The sequence below is a fragment of the Erwinia sp. E_sp_B01_1 genome, assembly GCF_036865545.1.
Classification (GTDB): Bacteria; Pseudomonadota; Gammaproteobacteria; order Enterobacterales; family Enterobacteriaceae; genus Erwinia.
The window spans coordinates 2,181,787-2,196,883 of the sequence record NZ_CP142208.1 but is presented as its reverse complement, the minus strand read 5'-3'; the positions used below and the strand labels follow the sequence as shown (position 1 = coordinate 2,196,883).

At 53.9% G+C, this 15,097-nt stretch carries 12 protein-coding genes and 2 pseudogenes; 8 read left to right on the top strand and 6 right to left on the bottom strand.

The window, feature by feature from the left end; translation table 11 throughout:
* Nucleotides 1–14 precede the first annotated feature (14 nt).
* Both VRC33_RS10540 and VRC33_RS10535 read left to right on the top strand, forming a co-directional pair.
* A pseudogene (locus tag VRC33_RS10540) lies at nt 15–1,834 on the top strand (glycoside hydrolase family 15 protein).
* Nucleotides 1,835–1,865: 31 nt separating this feature from the next.
* Nucleotides 1,866–2,647 (top strand): annotated as a pseudogene (locus VRC33_RS10535) (OBAP family protein).
* A 6-nt stretch (nt 2,648–2,653) separates the two neighbouring features.
* Here the strand turns inward: VRC33_RS10535 and VRC33_RS10530 are convergent.
* Both VRC33_RS10530 and VRC33_RS10525 read right to left on the bottom strand, forming a co-directional pair.
* Nucleotides 2,654–3,994, bottom strand: a complete 1,341-nt coding sequence (locus tag VRC33_RS10530; protein ID WP_338563593.1) for an LLM class flavin-dependent oxidoreductase — start codon at nt 3,992–3,994, stop codon at nt 2,654–2,656.
* Nucleotides 3,995–4,003: 9 nt separating this feature from the next.
* Complete coding sequence (locus VRC33_RS10525) at nt 4,004–4,987, bottom strand: LLM class flavin-dependent oxidoreductase (protein WP_338563591.1); 984 nt, start codon at nt 4,985–4,987, stop codon at nt 4,004–4,006.
* A 241-nt stretch (nt 4,988–5,228) separates the two neighbouring features.
* Here VRC33_RS10525 and VRC33_RS10520 point away from each other — a divergent pair, with 241 nt between their 5' ends.
* From VRC33_RS10520 to VRC33_RS10500, 5 genes are all read left to right on the top strand, one after another.
* Complete coding sequence (locus tag VRC33_RS10520) at nt 5,229–6,152, top strand: ABC transporter substrate-binding protein (RefSeq protein ID WP_338563589.1); 924 nt, start codon at nt 5,229–5,231, stop codon at nt 6,150–6,152.
* A gap of 15 nt (nt 6,153–6,167) precedes the next feature.
* Complete coding sequence (locus VRC33_RS10515) at nt 6,168–6,680, top strand: GNAT family N-acetyltransferase (protein ID WP_338563586.1); 513 nt, start codon at nt 6,168–6,170, stop codon at nt 6,678–6,680.
* 10 nt (nt 6,681–6,690) lie between these two features.
* A complete protein-coding gene (locus VRC33_RS10510; RefSeq protein WP_338563584.1) occupies nt 6,691–7,599 on the top strand; it encodes an amino acid ABC transporter permease in 909 nt (302 codons plus the stop codon).
* Nucleotides 7,600–7,616: 17 nt separating this feature from the next.
* Nucleotides 7,617–8,459 carry an amino acid ABC transporter ATP-binding protein gene (locus VRC33_RS10505; RefSeq protein WP_338564243.1) on the top strand — a complete coding sequence of 281 codons (843 nt, stop codon included), beginning with the start codon at nt 7,617–7,619 and terminating at the stop codon, nt 8,457–8,459.
* Nucleotides 8,460–8,567: 108 nt separating this feature from the next.
* Nucleotides 8,568–9,524, top strand: a complete 957-nt coding sequence (locus VRC33_RS10500) for a sulfonate ABC transporter substrate-binding protein (protein WP_338564809.1) — start codon at nt 8,568–8,570, stop codon at nt 9,522–9,524.
* A 90-nt stretch (nt 9,525–9,614) separates the two neighbouring features.
* On the opposite strand, the gene VRC33_RS10495 is transcribed toward VRC33_RS10500, so the two are convergent.
* From VRC33_RS10495 to VRC33_RS10480, 4 genes are all read right to left on the bottom strand, one after another.
* Nucleotides 9,615–10,658, bottom strand: a complete 1,044-nt coding sequence (locus VRC33_RS10495; RefSeq protein ID WP_338563582.1) for an acyltransferase family protein — start codon at nt 10,656–10,658, stop codon at nt 9,615–9,617.
* Between the two features lie 274 nt (nt 10,659–10,932).
* Complete coding sequence (locus VRC33_RS10490) at nt 10,933–12,126, bottom strand: zinc-dependent alcohol dehydrogenase (protein ID WP_338567638.1); 1,194 nt, start codon at nt 12,124–12,126, stop codon at nt 10,933–10,935.
* 83 nt (nt 12,127–12,209) lie between these two features.
* On the bottom strand, nt 12,210–13,118 hold the full coding sequence (locus VRC33_RS10485; RefSeq protein ID WP_338564241.1) for an SDR family oxidoreductase: 909 nt from the start codon (nt 13,116–13,118) through the stop codon (nt 12,210–12,212).
* Between the two features lie 185 nt (nt 13,119–13,303).
* Nucleotides 13,304–14,167, bottom strand: a complete 864-nt coding sequence (locus tag VRC33_RS10480; protein WP_338563581.1) for an MBL fold metallo-hydrolase — start codon at nt 14,165–14,167, stop codon at nt 13,304–13,306.
* A 512-nt stretch (nt 14,168–14,679) separates the two neighbouring features.
* Here VRC33_RS10480 and VRC33_RS10475 point away from each other — a divergent pair.
* Nucleotides 14,680–14,898: a KGG domain-containing protein gene (locus VRC33_RS10475; protein WP_338564237.1), complete on the top strand. Its 219-nt coding sequence runs from the start codon at nt 14,680–14,682 to the stop codon at nt 14,896–14,898.
* The last annotated feature ends 199 nt before the right edge of the window (nt 14,899–15,097 follow it).

The following is a 15,097-nucleotide window of genomic DNA, read 5'->3' as shown; positions in this document are numbered from 1 at the left end:
AAGGATGATGCCAGGTGGAAAATAAAACCTACCACTCCCCCTTCGCCAGGACGGCTATGCCGGACTCGGTGATTATGCCGCTATTGGTGAAGGCCGCTCGGTGGCGCTGATTGCACCGGATGGATCAATCGACTGGTGGTGCGCACCCAATCTTGACTCTCCCCCTCTTTTTGACCGGGTGCTGGATAAAGAGATCGGCGGCTACTTTCAGCTTGAGCCCGAACTGCCTTATACCGTAAAGCGTAAGTACCGTGAGGACAGCAACGTCCTTGAAACGCGGTTTGAAACCGCCACCGGCTCGATCCTGATCACCGAATCGATCAACAGCACGCTGGCTGGCCGTCTTCCCTGGAGTGAGCTGGCACGGCGCATTGAAGGCGTTGAAGGTCATGTGGTGGTAAACCTGCGTTTACGCCTGGGAACGGCAGCAGAAACCCGCTCTCCGTGGCTGGCAGATACCGAAAAAGGCAACGTCTTTCATGTCGCCGATTTGATGGCGATGCTCAGAACCAGTGAAGATATCGAACTGAGCCATTTTGATGATGAACAGGTGATCGGTCAGCTGATTACGGCACCTGGCTCAAGGTCGCTGGTCGCATTGCTGGCCACTGAAAAAGAGCCGCTGGCGGTACCGGAACTCGCCTCCATTGATCAGAGGATCGAAACCAGCCATCTTGCCTGGTGTGACTGGGTAAACAGTCTGAGTTACGACGGGTTGTACCCTCTGCACGTAAAGCGTTCCGCCCTGTCTCTGAAATTTCTCTGGTACTCGCCAACCGGTGCGCTTGCGGCGGCAGCCACCAGCTCTCTGCCAGAAGGTCTGGAGAGTGGGAAAAATTACGATTATCGCTACGCCTGGGTGCGGGATGCCTGTCTGATCATCAAATCCTTTGTGTTCCTCGGCGCGCTGGAAGACTGCAAGGCCGCTTTCTCCTGGCTGACCCACACTATTATCCGGCACGGCGTCAAACTTCGGGCCTGCTACACCCTGGAGGGCGGTCTGGTACCGGAAGAGCGTCTGATCCCCCTTGAGGGGTACAAGGGCGCACAGCCGGTACGGGTTGGCAACAACGCCCGCGATCAGATTCAGTTAAGTATGTACGGAGATATGCTGGCCGTTGCGCAGCGGTTTATTGAGGCTGGTCACGTACTGGATATCGCCACTTCCCGCATGCTGGGCGAGCTGGCTAACTGCTGTGCCGATCACTGGCGGCAGAAAGATTCCGGCATCTGGGAACTGCCTGAAGAGCAGCACTATACTCACTCGAAAATGGCCTGCTGGCTGGCGCTGGATCGGGCTGTGGCGATGGCGCAGAGCAAGCATATTGAACCCACCTGGCTGGGACGCTGGCAAAGGGAGCGGGATCGCATCCGCGACTGGATAGAAACTCACTGCTGGTCTGAGAGTAAACAGGCTTACCTGTTTTATGTCGGCAGCGAGGATCAACTGGATGCTTCTGTCGCCCTGGTTCATCACTATGGCAACAGCGTTAACCCCCAGCGGATGCTCTCCACCTATGAGGCTATTCTGCGGGAGCTGGGTCGCGGCACGCCGATGCTCTATCGCTACAGCGGCGTGGAGAAAGAGGAAAGCACCTTTGTGGCCTGCGCTTTCTGGCTGGTTGAGGCCTGGGCCTCAATGGGTGAAGTCACCCGCGCGGAGCAGGCTATGGAAGCGATCCTCAGCACGCTGTGTGACCAGGGCAACGTGGAGATATTCAATGAGATGTTTGATGTACGAACTCAGGACTGGTACGGCAATCTGCCTCAGGGGCTCAGCCATCTGGCACTGATCTGTGCCGCGCAGGCGGTATCTGACGCGAAAACCCAATAAGGAACCTCACGTGACTGGTAAATTGACCCTGATGGGCCTGGTTTCTCTGGCCCTGCTGACCGGCTGTAATGCCAACAACTCTTCCACCGATGTTAAGGCTCCGGGTGCGCCCACGTCCACGGGGATGAAAGTGCTGGATACCGGTGCTGATGCCCTGCAGTCCAGGCCGCCGATAGAGGCCATTAACGCCTATCTGGATGGTTTTCATTTCTATGACGGCGATAAGAATGGTCAGATGGAAGCTCACCATTATGTCACCGTATTGAATGAAGATGTGATGCAGGCGGTGATCTACGACGGCAATACGCGGGATGCGCATCTGATGGGCGTTGAATATATCATCAGCGCGCGTCTGTTCCGCACGCTGCCTCCGGAAGAGAAAAAGCTCTGGCACAGCCACCGTTATGAGGTGAAATCGGGATCGCTGATCGCGCCGGGCCTTCCTGCTGCGGCGGAACATGCGCTGATGACGCGCCTCTCTACCACCTATGGTAAAACCTGGCATACCTGGCACACCGATCGCGATAAAACCCTGCCGCTGGGCATTCCGGCTCTGATGATGGGCTTTACCCAGGATGGTCAGCTGGATCCCCGGCTGCTGGCTGACCGCGACCGCCGGTTTAAAGTGGATACCCGCGAAATCCGCAAATCGCGCGAGGATATCCCTGTTGAACCGGTGCTGAAAGGCGCAGATGCCTGGCAACAAGGCCAGACAATTCAACTGCGCCGGACGGAGGGGGTGGCGAGCATGCACACGGTGCCACCGGCTTTGGCACTTCCGAGCAGACTAAAAGCGGCAAGATTCCTGAATAAGGACGATCACTCAGCCAGCGCTTCGGGGCTGGCTGATTCGGTTTCCGTTACAGTGTAACGGTTAGCCCGGAATGGAATAGCCAGCCTGCCACGCAGAGTCGTTTCTGTTGAAGGCTGCCAGTAACCCCGTTCCGCCAGGATCGGCAGAACCTGGGTAGTGATATCCTCCAGCGCCTCCACCAGCACCGGCCCGCTGATAATAAAGCCACTGGCTCCTCCCTGCTCCACCCATCGGATAAAGGTCTCCGCAACCTGCTGCGGCGTGCCAAAGAATTCGCCTCTTGGCAGCGTTGTTTCAAAAGCGATTTGCCTCAGCGTCACGCCCTGCTCTTTTGCCCGCCGTTTGATGCTGTCGGTGGTTGAGCGGAAGGTGTTTTGCCCCAGCTCGCCCAGTTCCGGGAATGGCCCGTCGAGCGGATACTGGCTGAAATCATGGTGGTCAAAGAATCTGCCGAGATAGGCCAGCGCATCTTCTTCTGAGATCAGCGACAGCAGATACTGATATTTTTCTTCCGCTTCTTCTGGCGTTTTCCCGACGATCGGGCTGATACCGGGGAAAATACCCGGCACATCCCGGTGATTTTTACCGGCTTCTGCCTGTAATCTGGTGGCATAAAGCCGGGCCTCTTCCAGCGTGCGGGCATTGGTAAAGACCGCCTCAGCGGTTTTGCCTGCCAGCGCTATACCGGTATCGGAAGCACCGGCCTGGAAAATCACCGGCTGGCCCTGAGGAGAACGCTGGATATTTAACGGCCCTTCCACCGAGAAGAATTTCCCCTGATGGTTGAGCTTGTGCAGTTTCGCCGCATCAAAGAACACCCCGCTCTGACGATCGCGGATAAACGCATCATCCTCCCAGGAATCCCACAGCCCCTGCACCACGCCGATATACTCTTCCGCAATCTGGTAACGCAGCGCGTGTTCCGGATGATCCTTGCCGAAATTTTTGGAAGATCCGGCCAGCGGTGATGTCACCACATTCCAGCCCGCCCGGCCATTACTGATGTTATCTAACGAGGCGAGCTGCCTGGCGACGGTAAAGGGATCGCTGTAGGAAGTTGAAATTGTGCCGGCCAGCCCGATCTTATGCGTCACTGAAGCCAGTGCTGACAACAGCGCAATGGGTTCAAAACGGTTAAGAAAATGCGGCAGGGATTTTTCATTGATATGCAGCCCGTCCGCCACGAACAGAAAATCAAACTGCGCCGCTTCGGCCCGCTGGGCCAGATCGGTGAAGTAGCGGAAGTTAACGCTGGCATCAGCCGGCGCTTTCTCATGTCTCCAGGCGTTCATGTGCCCGCCTGCACCGTGCAGCATCAGGCCAAGTTTTATCGGGGTAGCACTCATAACATCTCCTTACTGCTGGTTGGCCAGCAATGCAATCGAACGCAGACGCAGCTCAGGATCGACCAGAGGCGTATGCAGAATAAATTCGCTGACGTTCAGACGCTGGTGCAGGGAAGCCAGACGTTGATGGACCTGGCTGGCGGTGCCGTGCAGGACGCTCAGCGCCTGCTTTTCTATCCGTGCATCGCTGGCACCGGACTGACGTACAAAAGCTTCAGCCTGTTCAGGAGTGCCCACGGTGACGTGCTTTTCGCCCAGGATCACGCGGTAGTTATGCTGTTCAGCGACCAGCGATGCCGCCTCTTCCTGAGTCTCTGCGGCCAGCGCAGCCAGGCTTATCACGGCCTTGCCCTGCCCGCTGGCGTACTCATGGTAGGCCAGTACGGATTCGGTCATCACCTCTTCAGAGGTGGCAATAAATCCGGCGAACACGAAGTGCCAGCCCAGGGTTGCCGCCAGCTTTGCGCTCTCTTTACTGGCACCCAGTAAAAATCGCTGTGGCGGCTGAGTGGGCGCCGGTAAGGCACGGGCTTCCAGACCCTGTGGATCGGGCTCTGTCGGGTTCAGATAGTGGGTAAGTTGAGCAAGTTGCCCGGCAAAATCATCCCGTTGTCCGCCTGACGAACCCCGCAAGGCCTGAGTGGAGAGAGGCAGACCGCCAGGCGCCTTGCCGACGCCAAGATCCACACGGCCGGGTGCCAGGGAGGCCAGCAGATGGAAATTCTCCGCCACTTTATAAGGGCTGTAATGCTGGAGCATCACGCCGCCCGAACCGATCCGCAGCCTGCTGGTCTGGGCCAGCAGCCAGGCAATCAGCACCTCCGGGGAGCTGCCTGCCAGCCGGTCGCTGTTGTGATGCTCAGAGACCCAAAGCCGGTGATACCCCAACCGCTCTGCCTCACGGGCAAAATTCAGCGTGGCTACCAGCGCCTGCTCCGGCGTCTGCCCCTCAGCCAGGGGACTTTGATCTAATAAGCTCAGTTGGTATGGCATTCAGGCTTTCCTTATTCAGTATTCAGCGAGAATTTCACAGTTCACGCCTGCAACTAAATAGAAAATCCGTCTTAGCATTGCAGCCTGGCAAATATCAGGTTCTTAATGTTTCCAGCTTATTTATCCCCACCGCCATTTGTTATTTCGCCCTTTGGTTATTTGTTTTTGTTGTTTTACTTCACCCTGGCCATCCGGAATAGTGCAGGCAGATTAAGTCGGTATAACAGGGACATAAAATAATATGATGAATAGCACAGGTTTCACCCCGCTCGCGCTGTTGCTGGCCCTCGCTGGCACGGCACAGGCCGCGCCGGGCATCGATTTAATAGCGAATGAGACACCGGTTCATGCACCGAAGAGTGACAAAGCAGCGGCGTTAATCCCGGCTGGATTTAAATTTGTCGAGCCCGGAACACTCACTGTCGCTACCGCCGTATTAGGCAGCGCACCGCCTTTTGGTCTGTTTGCCAGAGACAATAAAACGGTGATTGGCAGTGAAGCGGATATTGCCCGTCTGGTAGCTGACGGACTGGGGCTGAAATTAAAAATCGTCCCTTCATCCTGGGAGGACTGGCCTCTTGGCGTGGCTTCCGGAAAATATGATGCGGCAATTTACAATATTACCGTCACTAAAGAGCGTAAGGCGCGTTTTGACTTTGCCACCTACCGCCAGGACACGCTGGGCTTCTACGTGAAATCCACCAGCAAAATCACCAAAATTGATTCGGCAGCGGATATTGCCGGTAAGCGCATCATTGTCGGTTCCGGCACCAATCAGGAAGCGATCCTGCTGGAGTGGGACAAACAGAATCAGGCTAAAGGCTTGCCGCCGCTGCAACCGCTCTATGTGACGGACGATGCGGCCTCCACGCTGGCAATCCAGTCTGGCCGCGCAGATGCCACCTTCGGCCCTAACGTTACCGGAGCTTATAAAGCCAAACTGACCGGCACCACCCGGCTGGTCGGCGTGGTAGCCGGTGGCTGGCCTAAAACCGCCAACATTGCCGTGACCCTGAAAAAAGATAACGGGCTGGTGAATGCCGTGCAGGCCTCACTGGACAGCGCTATCGCCAGCGGCAGCTATCTGCAGGTGCTGGATCGCTGGGGAGAAAGCGTGGAGAAAATTGCCCAATCCCAGATTAACCCGCCGGGCCTCGGCGACTGATAACCGGAGACTCTGATGAGCGAAGATATCTTTATTCATACCCGCCCCGACGATCCCCTGATTGAGCCCATTCTTGACGGCCTGTTTGCCGAGTACCGGGATCGTTATGGCGACTATTTCGGGCATCAGGAAGAGGAGCCGCTGGGGCTTTATGCCCCGCCACAGGGGGCGTTTATCGTGCTGCTGAGGCACGAGACGCCAATCGCTATGGGGGCTTTTAAGCGTTACGACGCTGAAACCGCCGAGTTGAAGCGGATCTGGACTCACCGCTCCATGCGCCGTCAGGGACTTGCTCAGAGGGTGCTGCTGGAGCTGGAGCGGCTGGCGCTGCTTCAGGGTTATCAGCAACTTTTTCTGACCACCGGTTTTCGTCAGCCAGAGGCCGTGAGGCTCTATCTCTCTCACGGGTATCAGCCGCAGTTCGATACCTCACTGGATCCTGAGCATTATTCCCGGCCCCCTTTTGATGGCCGGTTACCCTTTACCAAAACCCTGACCATTAACAGCCCTGTGAAATGCAGCGCCTGAGGAATCAGCCATGAGCCACCTTTCCTCCCCAGAGGCCGGGCACCCCCGGCTGAAAGTGGTGCCCGCCCGCTATCCATTTCGGCTCGCCGGGGCGCTGTTCTCGCTGTTTATCCTGCTGGGGATTATTGAGTCTGTCGCCACCAATGCCCGCTGGGAATGGGGCGTATTTGCCCACTATTTCTTTGACCCGGCGATCCTGAGCGGCCTGGGGAAAACCCTGTTGTTGACGCTGCTGGGCACCCTTTTTGGCACCCTGATCGGCACTGCTCTGGCCCTCGCCCGCCTGTCCCAATCCTGGCTGCTGAATGCGCTGGCCTGGGGCTATATCTGGCTGTTCCGTTCCCTGCCGTTACTGCTGGTGCTGATCATCCTTTATAACTTCTCTTACCTTTATGACTCGCTCTCTCTGGGCATTCCGTTCACGTCCGTGACCTTTTTCAGTCATGCCACTACCGACCTGCTGGATCAGTTTTCGGTCGCCGTGCTGGGGCTGTCGCTGGTGCAGGGTGCTTACACAGCAGAAATCATCCGTGGCGGCATTGCAGGCGTTGAACAGGGGCAGCATGAAGCGGCAGCGGCGCTTGGTCTGCCACCGCATCGCAGGACGTTTCGCATCATCCTGCCGCAGGCGCTACGTGCGATCCTGCCCACCGGCTTTAATGAAGTGATCAGCCTCGCTAAAGGCACCTCGATTGTGTATGTGCTGTCGATGCCGGAACTCTTTTACACCGTGCAGGTGCTCTATAACCGTACCCAGCAGGTGATCCCCCTGCTGATGGTCGCCAGCATCTGGTATCTGCTGATCACCACCGTACTTTCCATTCTGCAGCACTATGTGGAACGTTACTTTTCCCGTGGTGTGGTGCGCCAGTCTTCCCCTCGCCGCTTTACCCTGTTTCGCCGCGCGGCGCGTGCCTGACCCCTGAGGAGTTAATGATGTCCGAAGCCATTGAACTGTATCCACAGCATGCCTCTGTTCACAGCACCTCCCGGCATCCGCATCCGGATACCGAAGCCCGTCAGGGACGGATTGAAATCAGCAACATCAGCAAGCGTTATGGCAGTTTTACCGCGCTGGACGATGTCAGCCTGACCATTGAGCCAGGCACGGTCACGGTGATCCTGGGGCCTTCCGGCTCAGGGAAATCCACCCTGTTGAGAACCATCAATCACCTTGAACGCGTGGATGAGGGGTTTATCCAGATTGATGGCGACTATGTGGGTTACCGGCGCAAAGGTGACCAGCTGTATGAGTTAAAAGAGCGCGCCATTCTTAAACAGCGCATTCAGGTGGGCTATGTCTTCCAGAACTTTAACCTGTTCCCCCATATGACCGTGCTTGAGAACATTATTGAAGCGCCGGTGGTTCATGGTTTGCTGACCCGAAAACAGGCCATTGAGCGGGCTTATGCGCTGCTGGAAACCGTAGGGCTGCGCGAGAAAGTGCACGCCTGGCCGCGCGAACTCTCAGGGGGCCAGCAGCAGCGGATTGCCATCGCCCGTGCGCTGGCGCTTAATCCTAAAGTGATGCTGTTTGATGAGCCGACCTCAGCATTGGATCCCGAACTGGTGGGTGAAGTGCTGGAGGTGATCAATAAGCTGGCCCGCTCCGGGGTGACGCTGGTGGTGGTCACGCACGAGATAGGCTTTGCCCGGCAGGTGGCCGACCGTGTGGTGTTTATGGTCGATGGAAAAGTTGTGGAATCTGGCAGCGCTGAAGAGGTTCTCAGCCGCCCTGCCCATCAACGCACGCGCCGTTTTCTGGAGCGGGTTCTCTGAGGCAGGCTGCATGAATATTTCAGCTAAGCTTATGATTATTCGTCGCTAAGCGCTTTTGCCGGTATTTGCTATGTTGCATCAACCTCCATTGTTGCTCAGGGAAATATCATGAAAAAGGTTCTGCTTAGCGGCCTGATTGCCGCTGTACTCTCCGGTTCCATCACACCTGCAATGGCCGAAGACGCGCCAAAAACCGTGAATATTGGTTTTCAGAAAGCCAATATTTTTGCGTTACTGAAGTATCGGGGGACGCTGGATGCGGAGTTCAAAAAACAGGGAATTTCCGTGCGCTGGGTGGAATTTCCCGCCGGGCCGCAGATGCTGGAAGGACTGAATGTCGGCAGTATTGATTTAGCCGCCACCGGTGACGCACCACCGACTTTTGCTCAGGCTGCGCAGGCCGATCTGGTCTATCTGGCGCACTCTCCGGCGAACCCTGAAACCGAAGCGATTGTGGTGCCAGAAAACTCACCCATCCATAACGTGGCCGATCTCAAAGGTAAACGTGTGGCGTTGAATAAAGGCTCGGACGTCAATTACCTGCTGGTCAGCGCGCTGGAAAAGGCCGGGCTGAGTTACAAAGATATCACCCCCGTCTATCTCCCCCCTGCTGATGCCCGTGCCGCTTTCCAGCGTGGCGCGGTGGATGCCTGGGTAATCTGGGACCCCTACTACGCGGAGGTGGAAACCAATGCCAAAGCTCGCCTGGTGAAAAACGCCGAAGGTCTGGTCCCGCACTACACCTTCTATCTGGCGAGCCGCAAATTTGCCGATACTTATCCGCAGACGGCTAAACAGGTTGTTGATCAGCTCGGCACGCTGAGTGACTGGGCCAACAAAAACCCGGCTGAAGCTGCCAGAATCTTATCCGCATCGACCGGACTGCCGCAGCCAATCTGGCAACATGCGCTGGATCGTATGCCGTTTGGGGCGGAAAGAATGACGCCGGAAGTGTTCAGCGAGCAGCAAAAGCTGGCGGATAAGTTTACCCAGATCGGCCTGCTGCCGGTAAAAGTGAACGTCAGCAGTGCAACCTGGTCGCTGGATAAGCAACAGCTAAAATAGGGAGCAGTAAGCCTTTGCTTACACGGTCACCCCCACACACGGCGGGGGTGACTGAACAGGACGATTTAGTATCCCCGGTATGGCTTTCTGCTAGGCCAGTCCCAACAGGCGTGACATGGAGTGGCTTTTTTTGATCAGCATCGAGAGTAAGAAACTCAGCACTATATTGAGCAGCACCGCGTAGGTTAAAAAGAGCACGGGATCCTTTGATAAAGCACTTTCACTCCAGACCCACCCTAAAAAAATTAGAATCGGCAGATGCGTTAAATAGAAAGGCAACGCCAGCTTCGATAAGGCTGATATGGCAGGGCTGTCTTTTATTTTAAGATTTTTGAAGGTGTAAAAAATAGCCAGGCACATGGCCAGAACTGCCACCACCCTGCTCAGGCTTAACGCTAATTTCATCTGACCTTCAAAAATAACGCTGCAAAGGTACCAGATAAAATAGATCGCAGATAACGCCAGAGCACTTCGTGCAGAAATATCTTTATTAAGAAAGTACAAAATCATACCAGTAAAAAAGTAAGGCGTGTACTGGATAAGATTAATTAACTCGGTCAGATCCAGTATCAGGGATGGCAGAGTATTACTCGCTACTTTGCTTATCACCACGCATGCACAGTTTACTGCCGCAAAAAGAGCGAAGATGCCGATCCAGCTCCACCGGTTAAGGTGCTGAGCCAGCCCCGATATGCCTCGTGTTATCCTGGCAGGGGAAGACATCAGCAGCAGGCTTAACTGGCAGAGCACCACCAGGAACCACAGGTGCTTGTAGCTCAGGTAATCAGACAGATCGGTGTCTTCGAACAAAAAATACATTTCTAATGCAATCAGGGGCAACGTAATTAAACCTGCAAGCAGCGTTGGCTTAATCAGTTTTTTCTTTCTGCTTTCGACAAAATGTTGTGGGCCTTTTTTAGTGATAATTAAAGCGGAAAAAAAGCCGGAGATAATAAAAAACAATCCCATTCTGAAAGGGTGCGTGAGATTGAGAAGATCAACTACAGATTCGTTTCGTTGCAGCTGGTAGTCAAATCCCCACGCTCCGCTATAGAGCATAGATGCATGGAAGGTGGGACCAAAGATCATAATAACAGATCGTAAAAGATCAAGACCGTTAAGCCTGCTGTTCATTTTTAGTAAACTTATAGTGGGAAGGACAAGCTATTATCAGGCAATCCCCACGCCTCTTCAATTAGCCAATATCTGAAAAAAAACAGACTGTCCGGCTCTTATTTTACTTAGTTCAATATCAAAGGTTAATTAACCCTTAGCCTGGCCAATTAGTGGCTATTACAATACCCGCCGCAACATGATGTTACTGACTGTTTTAGTTACTCTCTTTATCCTGAAGAGATGCACCTGAACCGGAGAGTTCAGGTGCGGTATTGCTTATGCAGAAAGAGACTCAGAATGTCGCTTCTTCAGACCGCATACCCGGTACCAGAATGACTTTACGGCACTCTTCCTGGCGCTTTTCGAAGATTTCATACCCGCGCGCGGCTTCCGACAGCGGCAGGTGGTGGGTAACGATCTCTTCCGGTTTAAGATGGCCACTTTCGATCAGTGCCAGTAACTCCGGCAGATAAGCATGCACATGCGTCTGGCCCATTTTGAACGTCAGCCCTTTATCGAAAGCATCACCAAACAGGAATCCATGAATAAAGCCGGCATAAACGCCCGGCACGCTAACGATGCCCCCACGCCTTACCGCGGCAATGCACTGACGCAGGGCCTTACCGCTGCTTCCCTCTATTTTCAGCGTGCTTAATACGGTCTCCGTCAGGCTGCCTTTCGCTTCAAATCCTACCGCATCAATTACCGCATCCACGCCACGGTGTCCGGTTGTATTGTCGATAATCCAGGCAGCAGGATCGTCATTCTGGTCAAAATTAATGGGGATGACGCCGTAGCACTGGCGGGCAAATTCCAGCCGGTAGTCATTGTGGTCAATCATGAAAATCTGCTCTGCACCGGCCAGCCGGGCACAGGCTGCACTCAAAAGACCGACCGGACCCGCACCAAAAATCGCCACGCTGGAGCCCTGCTTCACCTCCGCGTTTTTAACGGCCTGCCACGCGGTGGGGAGAATATCGGAAAGGAACAGGACTTTTTCATCAGGCAGGAAATCGGGCACTTTAAAGGGGCCGGTGTTGGCTTTCGGCACCCGGACATATTCCGCCTGCCCGCCCGGTATCCCACCATAGAGTTTACTGAAGCCAAAGAGCGCGGCCGGTGGGGTGATATTTTTTTTGTTAAGGATAGCCCCTCTGCCGCTGTTGGTGTTTTCGCAGGCGGCGTACTGGCTGAGATGGCAGAAGAAACAGTCACCGCAGGCTATTACAAAAGGGATAACGACCCGATCGCCTTTGGCGACTGCGGTCACGTCACGACCCGCTTCCACCACTTCGCCCATAAACTCATGGCCAAAGATATCGCCGTGGCCGGTGCCCGGGATTTTTCCACGAAAAAGATGCAGATCTGAGCCACAAATGGCCGTGGCGGTGACGCGGAGAATGATATCGTCTGAGGCTTCAATAGTGGGATCGGGCATCGTATCGACGCTGACTTTATGTGGGCCATGATAGGTTAAGGCTTTCATGTTTAAGCTCCAGAGGGTCAGAGAGAGGGCAATCACTCCCTGAAGTTGTGAAATCCTGAGGGAGTGAGCTTATAAAAAGTAAATTACAACGTACCCGTGCCGCCGTCAGAGCACCAAACCTGGCCGGAACAGTAGCTGGTTTCACTGGAAGCCAGGGTTACGTAGAGCGCGGCTATCTCGGCCGGTTGACCAGGACGGCCCAGCGGTGCCTGAGCGCCAAATTGCTCCAGCTTCTCCTGGGGTTGACCGCCACAGGCCTGCAATACCGTCCAGTAAGGCCCGGGGGCTATGGCATTAACACGGATCCCTTCAGGTGCCAGTTGTTGGGCCAGCGATTTGGTAAAAGCGGCAATACAGGCTTTGGTCTGGGCATAATCCAGCAGCGTTTCACTGGGCTGGTAGGCTTGTACAGAAGAGGTGTTGATGATTGATGCACCGCGGGGCAGCAGGTCCAGCGCGGCCTTGGTGATCCAGAACATGGCATAAACGTTTGTTTTGAAGGTGGCATCAAAATCTTCAGTAGAGAGGTCTCTTATCGACTCCCGGAACTGCTGACGACCGGCATTATTCACCAGGATGTCCATCCCGCCGAGTTCTTCCCCAGCTTGTCTGACGAGCTGCTGACAAAAAGCTTCCTCACGAATATCACCCGGGATGGCTACGGCCTTGCGCCCTTCAGCGCGAATAAGCTCAATCACTTCACGGGCATCTTCTTCCTCTTCAGGCAGGTAATTAATGGCAACGTCAGCCCCTTCACGGGCGAACGCTATAGCCGCTGCCCGACCAATCCCTGAGTCACCGCCGGTAATCAGGGCCTTCCGCCCCTGCAGACGACCGCTGCCCTTGTAAGAGGTTTCACCATGATCCGGACGGGGAACCAGTTTTGACGCAAGACCGGGGAACGGCTGCTTCTGTCGGTCGAATGGTGGCTTTGGATAATCTGCTGGTGAAATGCTGTTTTGCGAAGCCAGAATATCATTGTTGCTGCTCATCATTATCTCCTCGGAATTATGCGGTCTGGTTCTCAAGCATAGGACAGATTCAGGCTTTTCATCCAGGCGATGAATATTGATTGCCTGTTTATCTCTCTCCTTTGCTTTATAAAAAGATAAAAATCGACCGGTAGAAGCGTCCCCTGTTTTTAGAATGCGCGGTTTATTTCATTTATTATCCGCGATTACTGACCCTGATTTGAGCCAGCGGATGAAAAGGGATGAAGAGAGGCCATCTGTTTTAACTCCAGAGCATCATGACTGCAAAAAAGCGCGATCTCAGCACCATGCTGCCCGGAGAGTTCACGCAGACGTTGCTGGTTACGCCTTCTGGCCTGGTTATCCATTGCCATCATCCACTGATAAAAGCGCAGCCCGGGGGTGCAATGATGGTTGTCCGCCTCTTTTTCACCGCGATAAAACCAGGCGTCGCCACCATGAAGCAGCCAGCCGGTACTGGTCTGGATGGCGATACCTGCATGGCCCAGAGTATGCCCAGCCAGAGGGATCATAACTATTTCAGGGGGCAGCCCTTTTAACGCCGTGACCGCATCAAAACCGAACCATTTTTCACCGGCAGCCTGATATCCCACCCAGCCTGATGTGGCTCCCCACTGGCCCGGCCGATAGCGTGAACGCGTAAGCCAGCTATGACGCTGCCGGGAGGTATCAATTTCGCGCTGCATAAGATGAATTTGCGCCTGCGGGAAATCGCTGAGGCCCCCGGCATGATCAAAATCGAGATGAGTCAGAATAATATGCCGCACGTCAGAGGCGTTGAACCCCAGTGCCTGAATCTGTGATAAAGCGGTCAGTGAGCGATCGTACTGAATATTATTCATTATCTTAAAGAACGTCGCGATTCGACTCCCGGCGGGTCTGAGATCTTCACTGCCAAATCCCGTATCGACCAGTACCAGGCCGTGGCTCGCTGTTTCAATAAGCAGGCAGTGACAGACCAGATGAGCTTTAAGGCCTTTACTGAACCCGTCATATAACGCCCCGCCATAGGGGCACATACAGCCACAATTGAGATGGTGTACTTTCACGATGTCTCCTCAGAAATTCATAACGTCATTAATAAGCCTGAATAAGCTTATGCACGGTTGGCACAGCCTACGGGTGGGCACTCGCCCTGAAGAAATAATTATGCGAACCTGGTCACAATTAGCGGTAAAAAAAAGCGAATACTAAATAAAGGCTGGCCGCCCTGAAAAAATCAGGGGTATAAAAAACACTCCCCCAATAAAGCGGGCGTGTTTTATAGTTCAATGATAACTAATGAGTTTATTTTTAGTTTTCTGTAATAAAAAATATTTAAGTTTTTTAAAGGAAAATTAGCCTGAATTTTTCAGCTCTAATTTTAATTCTTTTTAAATTGTAAGAATTTTTATTTCCGCACAAATACCATTTATTCAGTTAGTTAGCCAGGCCGCTGCCGGATATTTTTCCGCAATACCTTTTCTTGCAAAATTTGGCTTATGGACCTAGCTTAAACAGTGTACTGACGGAGGAGAAAATTAAAGGGAATGTACATAAAAATCAATATGAGGGTTCAATTATGACTGGCCAACGCGGCGGAGCAGGAAATTTTGCAGACGACAAAGAAAAAGCGTCTGCAGCAGGAAAAAAAGGCGGACAGAGCAGCGAAAAAAATGCCAAAAGCGATACCGGAAAGAGTTCTCAATCAGATAAGAAGGAGGGAGGAAAGAGTGGAGGAAGCTTTAAAGATAATCCCGAAAAAGCGGCTGAAGCTGGCCGTAAAGGTGGAAAGAAATAGCGTTGACGTAAGAGATTATCGATGATCCACTACTCACTTTGGGGTTTGCATCAGACAGTAGCACTGGGCAAACCCCGAACGTAGCGCCAGCCCATTTGCTTCCTGAAGTTTTGTCCAGCCTGTCCTCAAAATTCTGTTCGCTACGCTTCCCAAATTTCTCTCCAGCCTGTCCTCGAAATTCTGTCCAATACGCTCCCCA

Bases quoted from the DNA above. Each gene is read 5' to 3' on its own strand.
- VRC33_RS10490 (WP_338567638.1), bottom strand. From the start codon at position 12,126: ATGAAAGCCTTAACCTATCATGGCCCACATAAAGTCAGCGTCGATACG.
- VRC33_RS10495 (WP_338563582.1), bottom strand. From the start codon at position 10,658: ATGAACAGCAGGCTTAACGGTCTTGATCTTTTACGATCTGTTATTATG.
- VRC33_RS10525 (WP_338563591.1), bottom strand. From the start codon at position 4,987: ATGCCATACCAACTGAGCTTATTAGATCAAAGTCCCCTGGCTGAGGGG.
- VRC33_RS10520 (WP_338563589.1), top strand. From the start codon at position 5,229: ATGATGAATAGCACAGGTTTCACCCCGCTCGCGCTGTTGCTGGCCCTC.
- VRC33_RS10515 (WP_338563586.1), top strand. From the start codon at position 6,168: ATGAGCGAAGATATCTTTATTCATACCCGCCCCGACGATCCCCTGATT.
- VRC33_RS10505 (WP_338564243.1), top strand. From the start codon at position 7,617: ATGTCCGAAGCCATTGAACTGTATCCACAGCATGCCTCTGTTCACAGC.
- VRC33_RS10510 (WP_338563584.1), top strand. From the start codon at position 6,691: ATGAGCCACCTTTCCTCCCCAGAGGCCGGGCACCCCCGGCTGAAAGTG.
- VRC33_RS10475 (WP_338564237.1), top strand. From the start codon at position 14,680: ATGACTGGCCAACGCGGCGGAGCAGGAAATTTTGCAGACGACAAAGAA.
- VRC33_RS10530 (WP_338563593.1), bottom strand. From the start codon at position 3,994: ATGAGTGCTACCCCGATAAAACTTGGCCTGATGCTGCACGGTGCAGGC.
- VRC33_RS10485 (WP_338564241.1), bottom strand. From the start codon at position 13,118: ATGAGCAGCAACAATGATATTCTGGCTTCGCAAAACAGCATTTCACCA.
- VRC33_RS10500 (WP_338564809.1), top strand. From the start codon at position 8,568: ATGAAAAAGGTTCTGCTTAGCGGCCTGATTGCCGCTGTACTCTCCGGT.